We start from the raw sequence: 14,117 nt of genomic DNA, 5'->3' as shown, positions 1-14,117 counted from the left end.
CATCCCATGATCAACGAGCCGCGGCCCGCCCCCGGCATTCGAGTACGGAGATCAGCGTGGAGTCCAGGACAACGTCTCGCCGCACCTTCCTCAGCCTCTCGATGGGCCTGCCCCTGGGCGCCGCGCTCGCCGCCTGCGGCAGCTCCGGCCCCACCAAACCCGGTGCCAGCAGTGGTGGCGGTGGCGCCAAGGCCACCTACTGGTACCTGTCCACCCAGCCGCAGGAAGGCATCCGCACCGCCGCCATGGAGCGGTTCAACAAGGCCAACCCCAACGGCCAGATCACCGGGACGACCTTCCAGAACGACGCCTTCAAGACGAAGATCAAGACGGCGATCGGGGCCGGCCAGGCGCCCACCATCATCTGGGGCTGGGGCGGCGGCGGCCTGCGCAGCTACGTACAGGCCGGCCAGGTCGAGGACCTCACCTCGTGGTTCGGGCAGAACGCCGCGGTCAAGGACCGGCTGTTCCCGTCCTCGTTCGGGGCCGCGACGGTGGACGGCAAGATCTACGCGATGCCGTGCGAGACCGTGCAGCCGATCGTCCTGTACTACAACAAGAAGCTCTTCGAGCAGATCGGCGCCCAGCCGCCCCAGTCCTGGGGCGACATCATGGACCTGGTGCCCAAGTTCAACGCCAAGGGCATCGCGCCGTTCTCCCTCGGCGGGCAGTCCCGCTGGACGAACATGATGTGGCTGGAGTTCCTCTTCGACCGCATCGGCGGCTCCGAGGTGTTCCAGGCCGTGTTCGACGGTCAGAAGGACGCCTGGTCCAACCCGGCCGCCATCGACGCCCTGACCAAGATGCAGGCCCTGATCAAGGCCAACGGGTTCATCAAGGGCTTCTCCTCGATCACCGCGGACTCCAACGCCGACCAGGCGCTGCTGTACACCGGCAAGGCCGCGATGATGCTCCACGGCGGCTGGACCTACGGGAGCATGTCCAAGGACGGCGGCGACTTCGTCTCCGGTGGCAGCCTCGGCTACATGAACTTCCCGCCGGTCGACGGCGGTAAGGGCGACCCCAGCGACACGGTCGGCAACCCCGGCCAGTACATGTCGATCTCCGCCAAGGCGACCCCGGAGCAGAAGGAGATCGCCAAGAAGTTCTTCGCCTCGTTGCTCTCGGACGAGGAGATCAAGGCATGGGTCGGGGCCGGCTCGGTGCCGATCGTCAAGGGCGCCGACAGCGCGTTCGGCTCCTCCAAGGACGCGGAGTGGCTGAAGTTCGTCTACGGCATCGCCAGCAATGCCAAGACCTTCGCCCAGTCCTGGGACCAGGCGCTCAGCCCCACGGCGGCGGAGGTGCTGCTCGACAACATCGCCAAGCTGTTCCAGCTGTCGATCTCACCGCAGCAGTTCACCACCAACATGAACGCGGTCATCGGCAAGTGACCACCATTCCGACCTCCGCCGGACCAGGTCAGCCATCGGCCCGGGCGCGAGGGGGACGCAACCTCCCCCTCGCGTGGCTGACCGTTCCGGCGCTGGTGTTCTTCGTGGGTTTCGGGGTGATCCCGCTGATCGGGGTCCTCGCGCTCAGCTTCACCACTTGGGACGGCATCGGCGACATCCACTTCTCGGGCTTCACCAGCTGGCACGCCGTCCTCACCGACCCGGGCCTGCCGCACGCGCTGTGGGTGACGTTCCTGATCATGGCGCTGTCCTGGCTGGTGCAGACGCCGGCGAGCATCCTGCTCGGGGTGTTCCTGGCCGGGGCCCAGCGCTACCGCGCGGTGCTGTCGGTGCTGTACTTCATCCCGCTCCTGCTCAGCTCGGCGGCCATCGCCATCACCTACAAGGCGCTGCTCGACCCGAACTTCGGCCTCGGCGCCGGACTGAAGATCGAGCTGCTCAGCCAGGACTGGCTCGGCCGGCCCGGCCTCGCCCTCGGCGTCGTGGTCTTCGTGGTGTCCTGGCAGTTCATCCCGTTCCACTCGCTGATCTACCAGGGCGGCGTACGGCAGATCCCGAAGTCGATGTACGAGGCCGCGGAGCTGGACGGCGCCGGGCGGGTCCGCAAGTTCTTCAGCATCACCCTGCCGCAGCTGAAGTACACGATGATCACGTCCACGACCCTCGTGCTCGTCGGCTCGCTGACCTTCTTCGATCTGATCTTCGTGCTGACCGCCGGAGGGCCGGGCGACGCCACCCGGGTGCTCGCCCTGGACATGTACAAGCGGGGCTTCCAGGCCAACCTCATGGGCCCGGCCAGCGCGATCGCCCTCATCCTCGTCCTCGTGGGCCTCGCCCTGTCGCTGTTGCTGCGCCGGCTCGGCGGCGGCAAGGCCGACCACAGCCAGATGGAAGGGGCCTGACATGGGGACGACCCTGACAACACGCCCTGAGCGGACCAGCGCCCAGCGGCCCCGGCACGAACGCGACGCGCCCGCCCGTCACTGGAACTGGCTGGGCGGCGCGACCGGGTGGCTCTGGCTGGTCGTCGTGGTGGTGCCCATCTACTGGATCGTCATCACCAGCTTCAAGACGCAGAGCAACTACTACGCGATGAACCCGCTGGCGCCGCCGACGGAGCCGACCCTGGCCAACTACCGCATGGTCATCGAGTCCGACTTCATCCAGTACTTCGTCAACAGCCTCATCGTCACCGTCGGCGCGGTGATCCCCGCGGTCGGCGTCTCCTTCATGGCGGCCTACGCGATCGTGCGGGGCTCCTCCTCCCGCCGGTTCATCCGGTCGGTCAACTCCCTGTTCCTGATGGGCCTGGCCATTCCGCTGCAGGCGACGGTCATCCCGATCTACCTGATCATCATCCGGCTGCACCTCTACGACACCCTGCTGGCGATGATCCTGCCGTCGATCGCCTTCGCGATCCCGCTGTCGGTGCTGGTGCTGTCCAACTTCATCCGCGACGTCCCGAAGGAGTTGTTCGAGTCGATGCGGATGGACGGCGCCACCGAATGGGGGACGCTCTGGCGCCTGGCCTTCCCCCTGTCCCGCCCGGCCGTGGTGACGGTGACGATCTACAACGCGCTGACGATCTGGAACAATTTCCTGCTGCCACTGATCCTCACGCAGAGCCCGGACAAGCGGACCCTGCCGCTGGCTCTGTGGACCTTCCAGGGCCAGTACAGCATCAACGTGCCGGCCGTGCTCGCCTCGGTCGTCCTGACCACGCTGCCGATCCTGACCTTGTACGTGGTGGGCCGGCGTCAACTCCTCAGCGGCCTCATGGCGGGCTTCAGTAAATAATCGCGCGAAATATCCCTTTTTGGTTAATGAATCCTCCAATACACCATTCCGAATGCTGACCGCGAAATGCGATAAACTCATCCCACCGAGGACATTTCGTGCGTTGGCACTCAGGTCAGCGTCGCCCACGGGTCTCTCCAGAGGCATGGACGGGGCACGCTGAGCTCGGACCTCGATGGGGGATCATCATGACCATCACGCACGCCGTACCGCTTCCCAGGGCCGTCGGAGCGTCCGCTCCGACCACGATCCAGCTGAGCGGTGAGATCGACATCTTCACCAGCAAGGAGCTTCGGCAGAGCCTGGTGGCGGCCCTGACGACGTCCACCAGCACGCTCATCATCGACCTGTCGGGGGTGTCGTTCTGCGACGCCACCGGCCTGGGCATCCTGGTCGGCATCCAGCACCGCGCCCGGGCGCAGGGCATCACGCTCGCCCTGGCCGGGCCCCGCCCGTTCATGCTCAACCTCCTGCGCGTGTCCGGGCTGGACCGCAGCCTGCCGATCGTGGTGTGACCCCTATCGCCCCGGGTCCTCGGAAATCGGAAACGGTCAGTCGGCGATGTAGCCGATCGACTGGACGTCGTACCCGCGTGTGACCGAGCCCTTGAGGTGCATCAGCAGGGCGCCGCCGTCGTAGGAGTAGGCGCAACCGTAGCCCTTCGGCTCCTTGGTGCAGCCCTGGAAGTAGTAGGTGACGCCCTTGGGGTCGTACTTGACGCGGAAGAGCTTGGCGACCGCCCGCTGCGAGGCCACCTCGAGGCCGAGGTTGCGATCACTCTGGTGCCAGGCCGTGAGCAGCTGCTTGGCGGCCACCGCCGGCTTGGTCACGTGGCGCGACTGGTAGACCCGGGTCACCTTCGAGCCTGAGACGATCATGAGCAGGCCGTTGAGCCCGCCCGGCACCCGCACGCTGGTGTGGACGAACCGGCACGCGTTGCCGGCGCAGCCCGCGAACTCGTCGGGCGCGCGGTAGGCGTAGGAGAAGATCGAATTCACCGCCGCCGGAGTGGCCACCTTCGCGGCCGCCGCGCGGTCGCGCCGCAGCCACGCGTGGAACAGCTTGTTGGACACCTTCGCCGGCGTGGCCGCCGGTGCCGCTGTGTTCGGGGCGGCGGTGACGGCCGCCGCCGGAGAGGATGTGGCCAGCAGCGCGGCGACCGCGGTCGCCGCGCCGGCACCGAATAACCATCGTCGTGACATACCGGCGACGCTAACGACACCCGCTTGCACGGAGATTGACACCGGCTTGGCAGCGGAGCCAGGCGCCGGTCGGCCGGGACCGTGGCTAAAGGGTGGAAGACTCCTCCGTCACCAGGGCCCCGCTGGAGGTGTCGACCCGCATGTGCACCGGGCCGCTGATCAGCGACGGGTCCACGTGCAGCGTCCGCAGCGCGGCGTAGTCCAGCCCGCGATCCCTGGCCAGCGCGAGCGCCCGCTCGGCGACCACGCTCTCCGGTGTCTCCTCGACGCCCTCCATGTCCACGACGTGATGGACATGCTGGATCACGCCGTCGGCGTCATAGAGGACGCAGCTCTTGACGTAGGCGACCCGACCGCCGCCCGTTGACCTGAATTCCATCTCTCACCCCCAGAAGTCGAGCCGCGCGAGCAGCCAGCCGGTCTGATCCGTGCCCGTGGCGATCGCCAGGGTGACGCTGCTGACGCGGTCGAAGACCAGCGGCGGCCACGAGGGCCACTCGCCGAAGTCCACGTCCTGGTCGGCGCCGGAGTCGAGCCTGCGCCGGAAGTGCTTGATCCCCGCGTACTGCGTCCCGCCCCCGGTCGCGCCGTACAGCGAGACCGACGTGCCGACCAGCGCCGGGGGAAGGTTGACATCGACCGTGTGGTAGCCGTTTCCCCAGGCGGAGAACCAATGCCAGTCGATTCGAGTGACGGCCATCGCGCCCCCTCTCTCTTGGTTGTGCCGTTAAGCCAAGAGTGAGGAGGAATGGAGCGCCGCACCTGAGTAGTCCCCTACCCATTCGGGCCTCAGGAGTGGACGGCGCGGATCTCCGTGACGATGAACTCGTCGACGATGTGCTGGTTCTGCAGCAGGAACCCGACCATGCCCGCCACCGCCTCCGCGCCCAGCTCGGCGCGTATCTGCCCGCTCAGCAGGTAGACCAGGGGGGTCGACGGCTGGTCCAGCGCGAAGCGGCGGCCGTGGCGGTGTACGTCGTGCAGGGTCTTGATCGGGATCGGCCGCGCCGAGGTGAACCAGACCGCGACCTCCCACAACGGCAACGCCGGATCGGCGTCGGCCGAGACCTCGTAGCAGGTGACGCAGCCGTGCCCGGCGTGCTGCCCGTGCGGGCAGGTCCACTGGGCGATGTCGGCCCGGCTCTGGTCATGGCTGCTGAGGATCGCCGCCTCAGTCACGCGCCGGCGCGCCGATCGCCGCGGGCCCTCGGACGAGGGAAAGTGGTCGTTGACGATGATCGGGTCCCTTCTCTCCCACATTTCCGATCTATTGAGCCTAGCTCCCACGCGACGCTCCGCGACGGCCCCGCGCCCGACGGTCGCCCGTCGCCGGTCAGCCACACCACCCGCCGACCGCGAAGCCCGTTATGCACCAAAGGCGGCCTGGAAAGGCATCCGAGGGCCATTTCAAGGAGGTTGCCTTAATAAAGCAGGCGACTTAAGGTGAGTTCGATCAGGTTCCCGAACTGGAGGGCACGATGACTGCTGAGGCGATTCCTGACTATCCCTTCACCCGGGCCACGGCTCTGGAGCCCCCCGCGGAGCTGGCGGAACTGCGCGAGCAGTGTCCTGTCGCGCACGTCCGGCTGCCCAGCGGCGACGTGGCCGGGCTGGTGACCCGGTACGACGACGCCCGGGCGGTGATCTCGGACCCGCGGTTCAGCCGCAACCTCGCCCGTGAGGGCGCCGCCCGCATGTCCACCACGAAGGACGGCGGCCTGTTCAGCCGGCGCCGGATGGGCAGCGAGAACATCAGCGAGGGGGAGGGGCACCTGCGGTGGCGGCGGCTGCTCAGCCGCTGGTTCACGGTCCGGCGGATGGAGGTGTGGCGCCCCAGGATTCAGGCGATGACCGACGACCTGGTGGACGGCCTCGTGGCCAAGGGCTCCCCGGCGAACCTGTCGGCCGGGCTGGGACTGCCGCTTCCGGTGCGCGTCATCTGCGCGCTGGTCGGCGCGCCCAGTGAGGACCAGGACAAGTTCGCCCACTGGTCGAGCACCATGCTGACCCTGACGCGTAACACCCAGGAGGAGGTCGACCAGGCGTACGAGGACTTCAACGCCTACGTCTCCGACCTGATCGCCCGCAACCGGGCCAACCCGGGCGACGACCTGCTCAGCGAGCTGACGCAGATCACCGACAGCGAGGACGGCCGCCTCAGTCACGCCGAGCTCATCGCCACCGTACGCGGGCTGCTGCTGGCCGGGCACGAGACCACGTCGAACATGATCGCCATCATGGCGGCGATGGTGCTCTCCGAGCGGGAGCGCTTCGAGGCGGTGATCGACGATCCCGAGCTGATCCAGGGCACGGTCGAAGAGGTCCTCCGCATGGACAGCACGCTCTCGGCGATCGGCGTGCCCAGGTTCATCACCGAGGACGTCGAGCTGAGCGGCGTGACGGTGCCCGCGGGGACGACGCTGATCCCCAGCGCGCCCTCGGCCAACCGGGACCCGCGCAAGTTCCCCGAGCCCGAGCGGTTCGATCCGCGGCGGCAGGCCAACCAGCACCTCACCTTCGGCGCGGGGCCGCACTTCTGCATCGGCCAGCCCCTGGCCAGGATGGAGCTTCAGGTCGTGCTGGGCACGCTGGCCCAGCGGCTGCCGAGCCTGCGGCTGCGGGACGCCCCCGACGACCTCAAGCTCCGTACCGGAGGGATCTCCGGCGGGCTGCAGGACGTCTGGGTCACGTGGTAACTGGAGGACTTGTCATGAAGGTCATCGCCGACCAGGACTTGTGTTGCGGCAGCGGGATGTGCGTGATGACCGCCGACCAGGTCTTCGACCAGCGCGAGGAGGACGGCATCGTCGTCGTGGTGGACGAGGCGCCCCCGCCGGAGCAGCATGAGGCGGTGCGCGTCGCGGCCGCGGGGTGTCCCGCCTCGGCCATCCGGCTCGTGGAGTGACCTCCGCCTGATCAGGGAGTGGGGCTGACCGGGGCCAGCCACAGGCCGGTGATCGCGTCGATCATCCCCGTCGCGGCGGCGTCCCACGTCGCGTGCGGGGTGGCCGTGCCCTCGTGCAGCGCGCGCTCCCGCTCGGCGCACATGTGCACCAGCAGGTGCCGGATCATGTCCTTGCGCTCCTGTCGTACCTGCTCGGGCAGGTCGGGTACGAGCCGGGAGATCCCGTCGAGGGTCTGCCGCAGCGACGAGGACGTGATCGTGTCGTCGGTGACGAGCTTGCGGAAGGCGGGGTCGGTGGTGACCTGGGCGGCGAAGCGGGCGTACCAGGTCGGGGTGCCCAGGTCGGCTATGTGTTCGGTGACGGGGCGTACGAGGCAGGCGATCCACTCGTGCAGGCCGGCCGAATCCGTGATCGTCGTGATCATCTCGGCGCGCCGCCGCTCCATCGGCTCGGCGTGCCGGCGGACGATCGCGAGCACGAGATCGGTCTTCGTGCCGATGTGGTAGCCGACCGCGGAGTTGTTGGCCTGCCCCGCCGCCTCGCTGACCTGGCGGTTGGACACCGCCGCCACCCCGTGCTCGGCGAACAGCCGCTCGGCCGTCGTCATGAGCAGCTCGCGGGTCTCGCCGCCACGCTCGGGCTTGGTCGTGGTCACCATTACCTCCGCACGGTCGTGGGAGCACCGTAGAGGGAGCGCCTTGATTAAGTCAACTGCTTGACTCTATTGAGGCGATCGCCTTACGGTTGGGATGGCCGCCGCGCGATCTTCGCGTACCCAAAAAGGGGGCAGGCGTGAGCGCGGCGCACAAGGGGGACTGGTCATAGAGCCCCATATCGCAACGATCGAGACAGGACGTCGATGACGACGCTGGTCCCTGAGACCGAGGTGCGGGCGCCACGCGGCGGCCTGACGGTGGCGGTGCTGGCGTTCGCCGGCATCGTGGTCGCGCTCATGCAGACCTTGGTCATCCCGTTGGTCCCGCAGCTGCCGACCCTGCTGCACGCCACCCCGTCGAACACCTCCTGGGCCATCACCGCCACCCTGCTGGCCGGTGCCGTGGCCACCCCGGTGTTCGGGGGCCTGGGGGACATGTACGGCAAGCGGCTGATCCTCGTGCTCTGCCTCGGGCTGCTGGTGACCGGGTCGGTCGTCTGCGCGCTCAGTAACTCGCTGACCCCGATGATCGTGGGCCGGGCCCTTCAGGGCGCGGCCGCCGGCGTCATCCCGCTGGGCATCAGCATCATGCGTGACGAACTTCCCCCCGAGAAGCTCGGCTCAGCGATCGGGCTGATGAGCTCCTCGCTGGGCGTGGGCGGCGCGCTGGGTCTGCCGAGCGCCGCGCTGCTCGCCGAGCACATCGGCTGGCACGTGCTGTTCTGGGTCTCGGCGGTGCTCGGCGCCGTGGTGGCCGGACTGGTGCTGGCCATCGTGCCGGAGTCGCCGCTGCGCACCGGTGGCCGCTTCGACCTGCTGGGCGCGGTCGGGTTGACGGCCGGACTGGTGTGCCTGCTGCTGGCCATCTCCAAGGGCGGCGACTGGGGCTGGACGAGTGGAACGGTTCTCGGGTTGTTCGCCGCCGCCGCGGTCATCCTGCTGCTGTGGGGTGTGTGGGAGCTCCGCGCGCGGCGGCCCCTGGTGGACCTGCGGATCACCGCCCGCCGCCGGGTGCTGGTGACGAACCTCGCCTCCATCACGGTCGGCTTCTCGATGTTCGCGATGTCGCTGGTGCTGCCCCAGGTGCTGGCGATGCCGGCGGCCACGGGATATGGCCTCGGCCAGTCGTTGCTGGTGATCGGCCTGTGCATGGCGCCGGGCGGCCTGGTGATGATGGCCACCTCGCCGCTCGCGGCGCGGCTGTCGGCCGCGCGGGGCCCGAAGGTGTCGCTCATGACGGGCTCGCTCGTGATCGCCGTCGGCTACTTCCTGGGCATCGCGCTCATGGGCGGGGTCTGGCAGATCGTCGTGTTCACCTGCGTCATCAGCGCCGGGGTCGGCATCGCGTACGCCGCCATGCCCGCGCTGATCATGTCGGCCGTCCCGGCGTCGGAGACCGGCGCGGCCAACGGCCTGAACGCCCTCATGCGCTCGATCGGCACCTCCACCTCCAGCGCGGTGATCTCGGTCGTCCTGGCCAACATGGTCATCCGCTTCGGCCCCGCCGAACTGCCGTCCCTCACCGGCTTCCGGGTCGCCATGATCATCGGCGGCGGCGCGGCGCTGGCCGCGTTCCTGATCGCCGCGTTCATCCCGAGCGGCCGCGATAGGGGTAATCTGGCCCCGGTGGAGGCAGGGACCGCGACCAGCGCGCGGTGAACCAGAGCGAGGTCGGACAACGGTCATGAAGGTCAGTGCAACGTGACGCTCTCCGAGACGGCCACCTCGATCTCGCCCCGCTCCGCGCTCGCCAGGGACAAACTGATGCACACCGCGGAGCGGCTCTACGCGGAGCACGGGTTCGCGAACGTGTCGATCAGGAAGATCGGCGAGGCGGCGGGCCAGCGCAACAAGTCGGTGGTGCAATACCACTTCAGCACCCGTGACGAGCTCATCCACGCGATCCTGGCCCGGCACATGGCCGCGATCGAGAAGCACCGCGTCGCGATGGTGGCCGCGCTGGGCGAGTCGGGCGAGATGTCCCTGCGGGACTGGGCCACCTGCCTCGTCCTGCCGAGCATCGAGCATCACATCGACGTGGGCACGCCGTCCTGGTACGGCCGGTTCCTCGCCCAGGCCGTCGTGGAGCCCAGCCTGCGCGAATACACGATCCAGGCGCATCTGAACATGCCGTCGTTCCGCCGCCTGGAAGAGCTCGGCCAGCCGCCCGGGCGGACCGCCGACCCTGAGCTCTCCGCGCAGCGGGGCGCGATGATCCGGCAGCTGATCGTCCACATGAGCGCCGAACTGGAAGCCGACCTGGCCGACCGCCGGGCGGACCCCGGAACCGCCGAGCGGGCTTGGCGGCGGCTGGGGGACAACCTGATCACCGCCATCACCGGGCTCAGCTCCGCCCTGCGGGAGTAGCGCCAGCTGTGGTGGCCGCGGCGGTGGCGAACCGCCAGCCGTGGTGGCCGAGTGTGCGCCGTGCGCCTTAGCCGTGGTGGCCGAGCACGCGCCGTACTCCTGCCGCCACCCAGATCGTGGCCAGCCCGGCGTACACGCTCAGCAGCGCCACGCCCGTCGAGGCCAGGATCGTCGCCGTGACGATGGCGAGGACGAGCAGGCCCGTCCAGCCGTACAGGATCGCCCGTCCGCGCGCCGACCCGGTGTGCACGGCCTCCTGGACCGCGGTGACCAGGGCCATGACGGCCACGCCCGCGGTGCCGACCGTGTCCTGACCGAGCGCCACGCCCAGCACGAGCACCGCCGCGCCCACGGCCACCAGACCGCAGCACAGCACGGCCACGCGGGCCTCGGCGCCCTCGAAGAGCAGGCGGGTGGCCTTGGCACGGGCCAGCCGCAGCGTGGTCCACGCCTCGGCGACCCACGCCACCCAGTGCAGGAGCGCGATGATGATGAAGACCACGACGAGCGGCGGGACCGCGGGCAGCAGGAACACCAGCCGGCCGCCACGGAACCCGCCCCGCAGCCGCGCGAGCCGCCGGTAGAGCGGATTGCGCTGCTTCAGCGCCGTCACCAGGAGATCCCTGGCCTGGTCGAAGCCGGGGTCGAGGCGGAGCACCTCGCGGAAGGCGTCCGCCGCCTGTCGGGGATCGCCGAAGGCCAGCGCCGCCCGGCCGTACGCCAGGTGCGCGATGGCGCTCTCCGGGTCCAGCCCCACGGCGTCCGCGGCCGCGGACGTGGCCTGCTCCGCCTCCCCGAGCTCGGTGAGCGCCACCGCCAGCAGGCTCACCAGGTCCGACTCCTGCGGATCGATGGCCAGCCCGCGCCGCGCCGCCTCGGCCGCCTGGTGCCACTGACTCTTGGACACGTGGACGCGGGCCAGCAGCTCCCAGATCGGGGCGTACTCGGGCTCGAGCTCAAGGGCCACGTGGAGCGCTGCCATCGCCTCGTCGGGCCGGCGGGCGAGCTGATGCACCTGTCCGGCCACATAGTGGGTGAGCCATTGGTCGGGCGCCAGCCGGATCGCCTCATGCGCCTCCTCGACCGCCTCGGCCACGACGCCCTGCTGGGCGAGGGCGAGCGCCAGGAAGGAGTGCGCGGTGACGTGCTGCGGATCCTGGGCGAGCGCGCCGCGCAGCTCCCGCTCGGCCTCGGCCGGACGGCGCATCCCCAGCAGGGTCCGCGCCCGCCGTACCGGATCGGCGGTGGTCACCACTTGGCTTTGACCCAGGGCAGCAGCTCGTCCCAGGCGCCGGAGTCGTTGGAGTGCATCACGTAGTTGCGCGCGGTGGCCATCCATTCGCGAACCGCGGTCGGCCGTACGCTCTGCGCCGCCGTCAGCAGGTCGGGCGTCGACAGCGGGATGGGACGGCCCGCGCTGATCGACTGCTGGAGCTTGACCTCCACCGCCCGGTCCACCACGCCCTTCAGATCCGCGCCGACGAAATGGTCGGTGACCCGCGCGACCGCGTCGAAGTCCATCTCGGCCAGGGGCTTGTCACGACACAGCAGGCGCAGGATGGCCGCGCGGGCCGCCGGGTCGGGCGGCGGGACGAACACCGGCTGGTCCAACCGGCCGGGACGGCGGAACGCCACGTCCACGTACCAGGGGGCGTTCGTGGCCGCCAGCACCAGGACACCTTCGTTGGCGTTCTGGTCCACGCCGTCGAGCTCGGCCAGGAACTGGTTGACCAGCTGCCGCGTGTGCGCCTGGCGCATGTCCGAGCGGCGGGCGGCCAGCGCGTCGACCTCGTCGAAGAACAGCACACACGGCCGGTTGCGCCGGGCCAGCTCGAACGTGGCCCGCAGGTTGCGCTCGCTGGAGCCGATGTACATGTCCAGGATGTCGGCCAGGCCGACGTTGACGAACGACGCGCCGAGCTCTCCGGCGGCGGCCCTGGCCAGGTGCGTCTTACCCGCTCCCGGCGGGCCGTACAGCAGCACTCCGCCACCGGCGCGCTTGCCGTAGGCGGCGAACAGATCCGGCTGCTGGATCGGCAGCAGGAGCTTGACCCGCAGCGACTCCTTGACCGCCTCCATACCGGCCACGTCGGCGAAGTTGAGCTTGGAGCGCTCGACCTCGGCAGTGGCGCCGTCCACCTGTGCGGGCGCCGACGTCGCGTAAGCCTGTCCAGTGGGAGGGGGCGGTGCGGCGTAGGACTGCCCGGGAGGCGCCGGTGGAGCGGCAGGCGCCGGTGCCCCGTACGGTGGGGCGGGCGGGGCCGACAGCCGGGCGGCCAGGTCGGCGTCTCCCACGGACGGATCGCGGGAGACCGCCTCGTGGTAGCGGTAGCCCGCCCGCGCGGTGTCCCCCTCGCCGAGCAGTGCCCGAGCCGCCAGCACGCCCACCTTGGGCGGGTAGCCGGGCGAGGCCAGCAACGGCTCGAGCGCGGCCAGCGCGGCACCGTAGGCGCTCTGCCGGACGAACGCCTCCGCCAGCCCGGCCATGATGCCCGCGTCCTTGGGCGCGAGCACGAGCGCGGCGCGGTATTCGGCCTCGGCCTCGCCGAGATACCCCTTGGCCAGGAGCTGCCCGGCCAGGTGCTGCCGCAGGGGAAGGTTGTCCGGGGATAGGCGGGCCGCCTCGCGGAGCGCCTGGAGACCGGCATCGTCGAGCACGTGCCGTCCCTTCTGTAGCGGGTGGTTTCGGTCGGTCCTGAACTACGCAAGATACCGAAATCAGCTCAGACAGGGGCGCATAGGGCGTGAGCCCGGCAGCTACAGACGCCAGGCCTGGCGGGCTCCGACGTCAAGCCCTTCGACGAAGCGTCAGGAGGGAGGGCCTCAGGCGAGGGGTGGGGTGCCGTGCGTGTGGAAGGAGTCGATGGTCTTCAGCCCCCAGGCCTGTCCCTTGGCCCGTTCCTCCTCCGTCCAGGTGATCAGCGGCCAGTCCGGGGCCAGCACCAGGCGGGTGAGCGGGTTGCACAGCTCGATCCGGTTGCCGCCGGGCTCGTAGACGTACAGGAAGAACGTCTGCTGGATCGCGTGCTTGTGCGGTCCCGTCTCGATGTGGACGCCGTTGTCGAGGCACAGGTCGGCGGCGCGCAGGATGTCCTCGCGGCTGTCAGTGGCGAACGCGACGTGGTGCAGGCGCCCATGCGAGCCCGACCGGTCCTCGGTGTAGACCAGGTCGTACGACTTGTTGGTGAAGGTCAGCCACTGCGCGCTGAGCCTGCCGCTGTTGAGCACGATCTGCTCGGTGGGCCTGGCCCCGAGCAGCCGGTGGGTGAAGTCGGCGTTGGGGGCGACGTCGGCGGCGAGGAAGTTGACGTGGTCGAGCCGCCGTACGCCGACACCCTGGCCGGGCTTGGCCTGCGGCTGGTTCTTGAGCCCTGGGCGTAGCTCGGGGGGCGCCTGATACCACTCGCTCTCCCAGTAGAGGGCGATCTCGTGCCCGTCGGGGTCGTGGGTGACGTACAGGGGGCCGATCCCGGGCTCGTCCTCCATCCACGCGCCGGTCAGGCCGGCGTTCTCCAGAGCCTTGACCCGCGCGTTCAGCGCCTCCTCGCTTGAGGTCCGCAGCGCTGTACGGCTGATGCCGGAGGTGGAGTGGGCGGTGAGCGTCAGGCTGTGGTGCTCGTAGTCGTCCCAGGTACGCAGGTGGACGGAGTCGCCGGAACGGCCGCTCTCGGTCATGCCGAGCATCTGGGTGAAGAACCACAGGCTGCGGTCGGGGTCGGGGGTGAGGAGCCGGACATGGCCGAGATGGGCGATGTCCCCCAGCGGCGGGGCCATA

16 protein-coding genes are annotated in these 14,117 nt (G+C 69.6%); 8 read left to right on the top strand and 8 right to left on the bottom strand.

The features are described 5' to 3' along the window. The first annotated feature begins 56 nt into the window (after nt 1-56). From ACIBO2_RS55050 to ACIBO2_RS55035, 4 genes are all read left to right on the top strand, one after another. Entirely contained in the window at nt 57-1,394 is a 1,338-nt protein-coding gene (locus ACIBO2_RS55050) for an extracellular solute-binding protein (RefSeq protein WP_397305042.1), read from the top strand. Then, on the top strand, nt 1,391-2,317 hold the full coding sequence (locus tag ACIBO2_RS55045) for a sugar ABC transporter permease (protein WP_357952107.1): 927 nt from the start codon (nt 1,391-1,393) through the stop codon (nt 2,315-2,317). Before ACIBO2_RS55050 ends, ACIBO2_RS55045 begins: the two co-directional genes overlap by 4 nt. 1 nt (nt 2,318) lies before the next feature. After that, a complete protein-coding gene (locus ACIBO2_RS55040; RefSeq protein WP_358541287.1) occupies nt 2,319-3,212 on the top strand; it encodes a carbohydrate ABC transporter permease in 894 nt (297 codons plus the stop codon). A 188-nt stretch (nt 3,213-3,400) separates the two neighbouring features. Next, nucleotides 3,401-3,727 carry an STAS domain-containing protein gene (locus ACIBO2_RS55035; protein ID WP_358541289.1) on the top strand — a complete coding sequence of 109 codons (327 nt, stop codon included), beginning with the start codon at nt 3,401-3,403 and terminating at the stop codon, nt 3,725-3,727. A gap of 36 nt (nt 3,728-3,763) precedes the next feature. Here the strand turns inward: ACIBO2_RS55035 and ACIBO2_RS55030 are convergent, their stop codons facing one another. The 4 genes from ACIBO2_RS55030 to ACIBO2_RS55015 form a co-directional block, all read right to left on the bottom strand. Continuing rightward, complete coding sequence (locus ACIBO2_RS55030) at nt 3,764-4,414, bottom strand: hypothetical protein (protein ID WP_397305041.1); 651 nt, start codon at nt 4,412-4,414, stop codon at nt 3,764-3,766. An 85-nt stretch (nt 4,415-4,499) separates the two neighbouring features. Continuing rightward, complete coding sequence (locus ACIBO2_RS55025; RefSeq protein ID WP_358199743.1) at nt 4,500-4,793, bottom strand: hypothetical protein; 294 nt, start codon at nt 4,791-4,793, stop codon at nt 4,500-4,502. Between the two features lie 3 nt (nt 4,794-4,796). Further along, nucleotides 4,797-5,114, bottom strand: coding sequence for a hypothetical protein (locus ACIBO2_RS55020; RefSeq protein ID WP_357952112.1), 318 nt, complete (start codon nt 5,112-5,114; stop codon nt 4,797-4,799). 89 nt (nt 5,115-5,203) lie between these two features. Further along, complete coding sequence (locus ACIBO2_RS55015) at nt 5,204-5,674, bottom strand: hypothetical protein (RefSeq protein WP_358541295.1); 471 nt, start codon at nt 5,672-5,674, stop codon at nt 5,204-5,206. Nucleotides 5,675-5,892: 218 nt separating this feature from the next. On the opposite strand from ACIBO2_RS55015, the gene ACIBO2_RS55010 reads away from it, so the two are divergent. Together ACIBO2_RS55010 and ACIBO2_RS55005 are read left to right on the top strand one after the other, a co-directional pair. Then, nucleotides 5,893-7,110 carry a cytochrome P450 gene (locus tag ACIBO2_RS55010; protein ID WP_358541298.1) on the top strand — a complete coding sequence of 406 codons (1,218 nt, stop codon included), beginning with the start codon at nt 5,893-5,895 and terminating at the stop codon, nt 7,108-7,110. 14 nt (nt 7,111-7,124) lie between these two features. Continuing rightward, on the top strand, nt 7,125-7,319 hold the full coding sequence (locus tag ACIBO2_RS55005; RefSeq protein ID WP_397305040.1) for a ferredoxin: 195 nt from the start codon (nt 7,125-7,127) through the stop codon (nt 7,317-7,319). An 11-nt stretch (nt 7,320-7,330) separates the two neighbouring features. On the opposite strand, the gene ACIBO2_RS55000 is transcribed toward ACIBO2_RS55005, so the two are convergent. Next, on the bottom strand, nt 7,331-7,978 hold the full coding sequence (locus ACIBO2_RS55000) for a TetR/AcrR family transcriptional regulator (protein WP_397305039.1): 648 nt from the start codon (nt 7,976-7,978) through the stop codon (nt 7,331-7,333). Between the two features lie 201 nt (nt 7,979-8,179). Here ACIBO2_RS55000 and ACIBO2_RS54995 point away from each other — a divergent pair, with 201 nt between their 5' ends. Both ACIBO2_RS54995 and ACIBO2_RS54990 read left to right on the top strand, forming a co-directional pair. Further along, nucleotides 8,180-9,634, top strand: a complete 1,455-nt coding sequence (locus ACIBO2_RS54995) for an MFS transporter (protein ID WP_397305038.1) — start codon at nt 8,180-8,182, stop codon at nt 9,632-9,634. A gap of 42 nt (nt 9,635-9,676) precedes the next feature. After that, the gene (locus ACIBO2_RS54990) at nt 9,677-10,342 is read left to right on the top strand and encodes a helix-turn-helix domain-containing protein (RefSeq protein WP_358541310.1); all 666 of its coding nucleotides are present in this window, start codon (nt 9,677-9,679) and stop codon (nt 10,340-10,342) included. Between the two features lie 67 nt (nt 10,343-10,409). Here ACIBO2_RS54990 and ACIBO2_RS54985 read toward each other — a convergent pair whose 3' ends face one another. The 3 genes from ACIBO2_RS54985 to ACIBO2_RS54975 form a co-directional block, all read right to left on the bottom strand. Then, nucleotides 10,410-11,594, bottom strand: coding sequence for a tetratricopeptide repeat protein (locus ACIBO2_RS54985; protein WP_397305037.1), 1,185 nt, complete (start codon nt 11,592-11,594; stop codon nt 10,410-10,412). Next, nucleotides 11,591-13,000, bottom strand: coding sequence for an ATP-binding protein (locus tag ACIBO2_RS54980; protein WP_358541316.1), 1,410 nt, complete (start codon nt 12,998-13,000; stop codon nt 11,591-11,593). The genes ACIBO2_RS54985 and ACIBO2_RS54980 overlap by 4 nt, the downstream gene beginning before the upstream one ends. Before the next feature lie 165 nt (nt 13,001-13,165). After that, nucleotides 13,166-14,116 carry a catechol 2,3-dioxygenase gene (locus tag ACIBO2_RS54975; RefSeq protein ID WP_358541319.1) on the bottom strand — a complete coding sequence of 317 codons (951 nt, stop codon included), beginning with the start codon at nt 14,114-14,116 and terminating at the stop codon, nt 13,166-13,168. Nucleotide 14,117: the final 1 nt, after the last annotated feature.

Origin of the sequence: Nonomuraea sp. NPDC050022 (genome assembly GCF_044460705.1) — a bacterium.
Lineage (GTDB): Bacteria > Actinomycetota > Actinomycetes > Streptosporangiales > Streptosporangiaceae > Nonomuraea.
Note: the sequence above shows the minus strand (reverse complement) of the source record. Positions and strands in the feature narration are given on the sequence as shown.

What these genes read in the sequence shown, in the direction of transcription:
- ACIBO2_RS55040 (WP_358541287.1), top strand. Translation starts at nt 2,319, where the DNA reads ATGGGGACGACCCTGACAACACGCCCTGAGCGGACCAGCGCCCAGCGG.
- ACIBO2_RS55035 (WP_358541289.1), top strand. Translation starts at nt 3,401, where the DNA reads ATGACCATCACGCACGCCGTACCGCTTCCCAGGGCCGTCGGAGCGTCC.
- ACIBO2_RS55030 (WP_397305041.1), bottom strand. Translation starts at nt 4,414, where the DNA reads ATGTCACGACGATGGTTATTCGGTGCCGGCGCGGCGACCGCGGTCGCC.
- ACIBO2_RS55025 (WP_358199743.1), bottom strand. Translation starts at nt 4,793, where the DNA reads ATGGAATTCAGGTCAACGGGCGGCGGTCGGGTCGCCTACGTCAAGAGC.
- ACIBO2_RS55020 (WP_357952112.1), bottom strand. Translation starts at nt 5,114, where the DNA reads ATGGCCGTCACTCGAATCGACTGGCATTGGTTCTCCGCCTGGGGAAAC.
- ACIBO2_RS55015 (WP_358541295.1), bottom strand. Translation starts at nt 5,674, where the DNA reads ATGTGGGAGAGAAGGGACCCGATCATCGTCAACGACCACTTTCCCTCG.
- ACIBO2_RS55010 (WP_358541298.1), top strand. Translation starts at nt 5,893, where the DNA reads ATGACTGCTGAGGCGATTCCTGACTATCCCTTCACCCGGGCCACGGCT.
- ACIBO2_RS55005 (WP_397305040.1), top strand. Translation starts at nt 7,125, where the DNA reads ATGAAGGTCATCGCCGACCAGGACTTGTGTTGCGGCAGCGGGATGTGC.
- ACIBO2_RS55000 (WP_397305039.1), bottom strand. Translation starts at nt 7,978, where the DNA reads ATGGTGACCACGACCAAGCCCGAGCGTGGCGGCGAGACCCGCGAGCTG.
- ACIBO2_RS54995 (WP_397305038.1), top strand. Translation starts at nt 8,180, where the DNA reads ATGACGACGCTGGTCCCTGAGACCGAGGTGCGGGCGCCACGCGGCGGC.
- ACIBO2_RS54975 (WP_358541319.1), bottom strand. Translation starts at nt 14,116, where the DNA reads ATGGCCCCGCCGCTGGGGGACATCGCCCATCTCGGCCATGTCCGGCTC.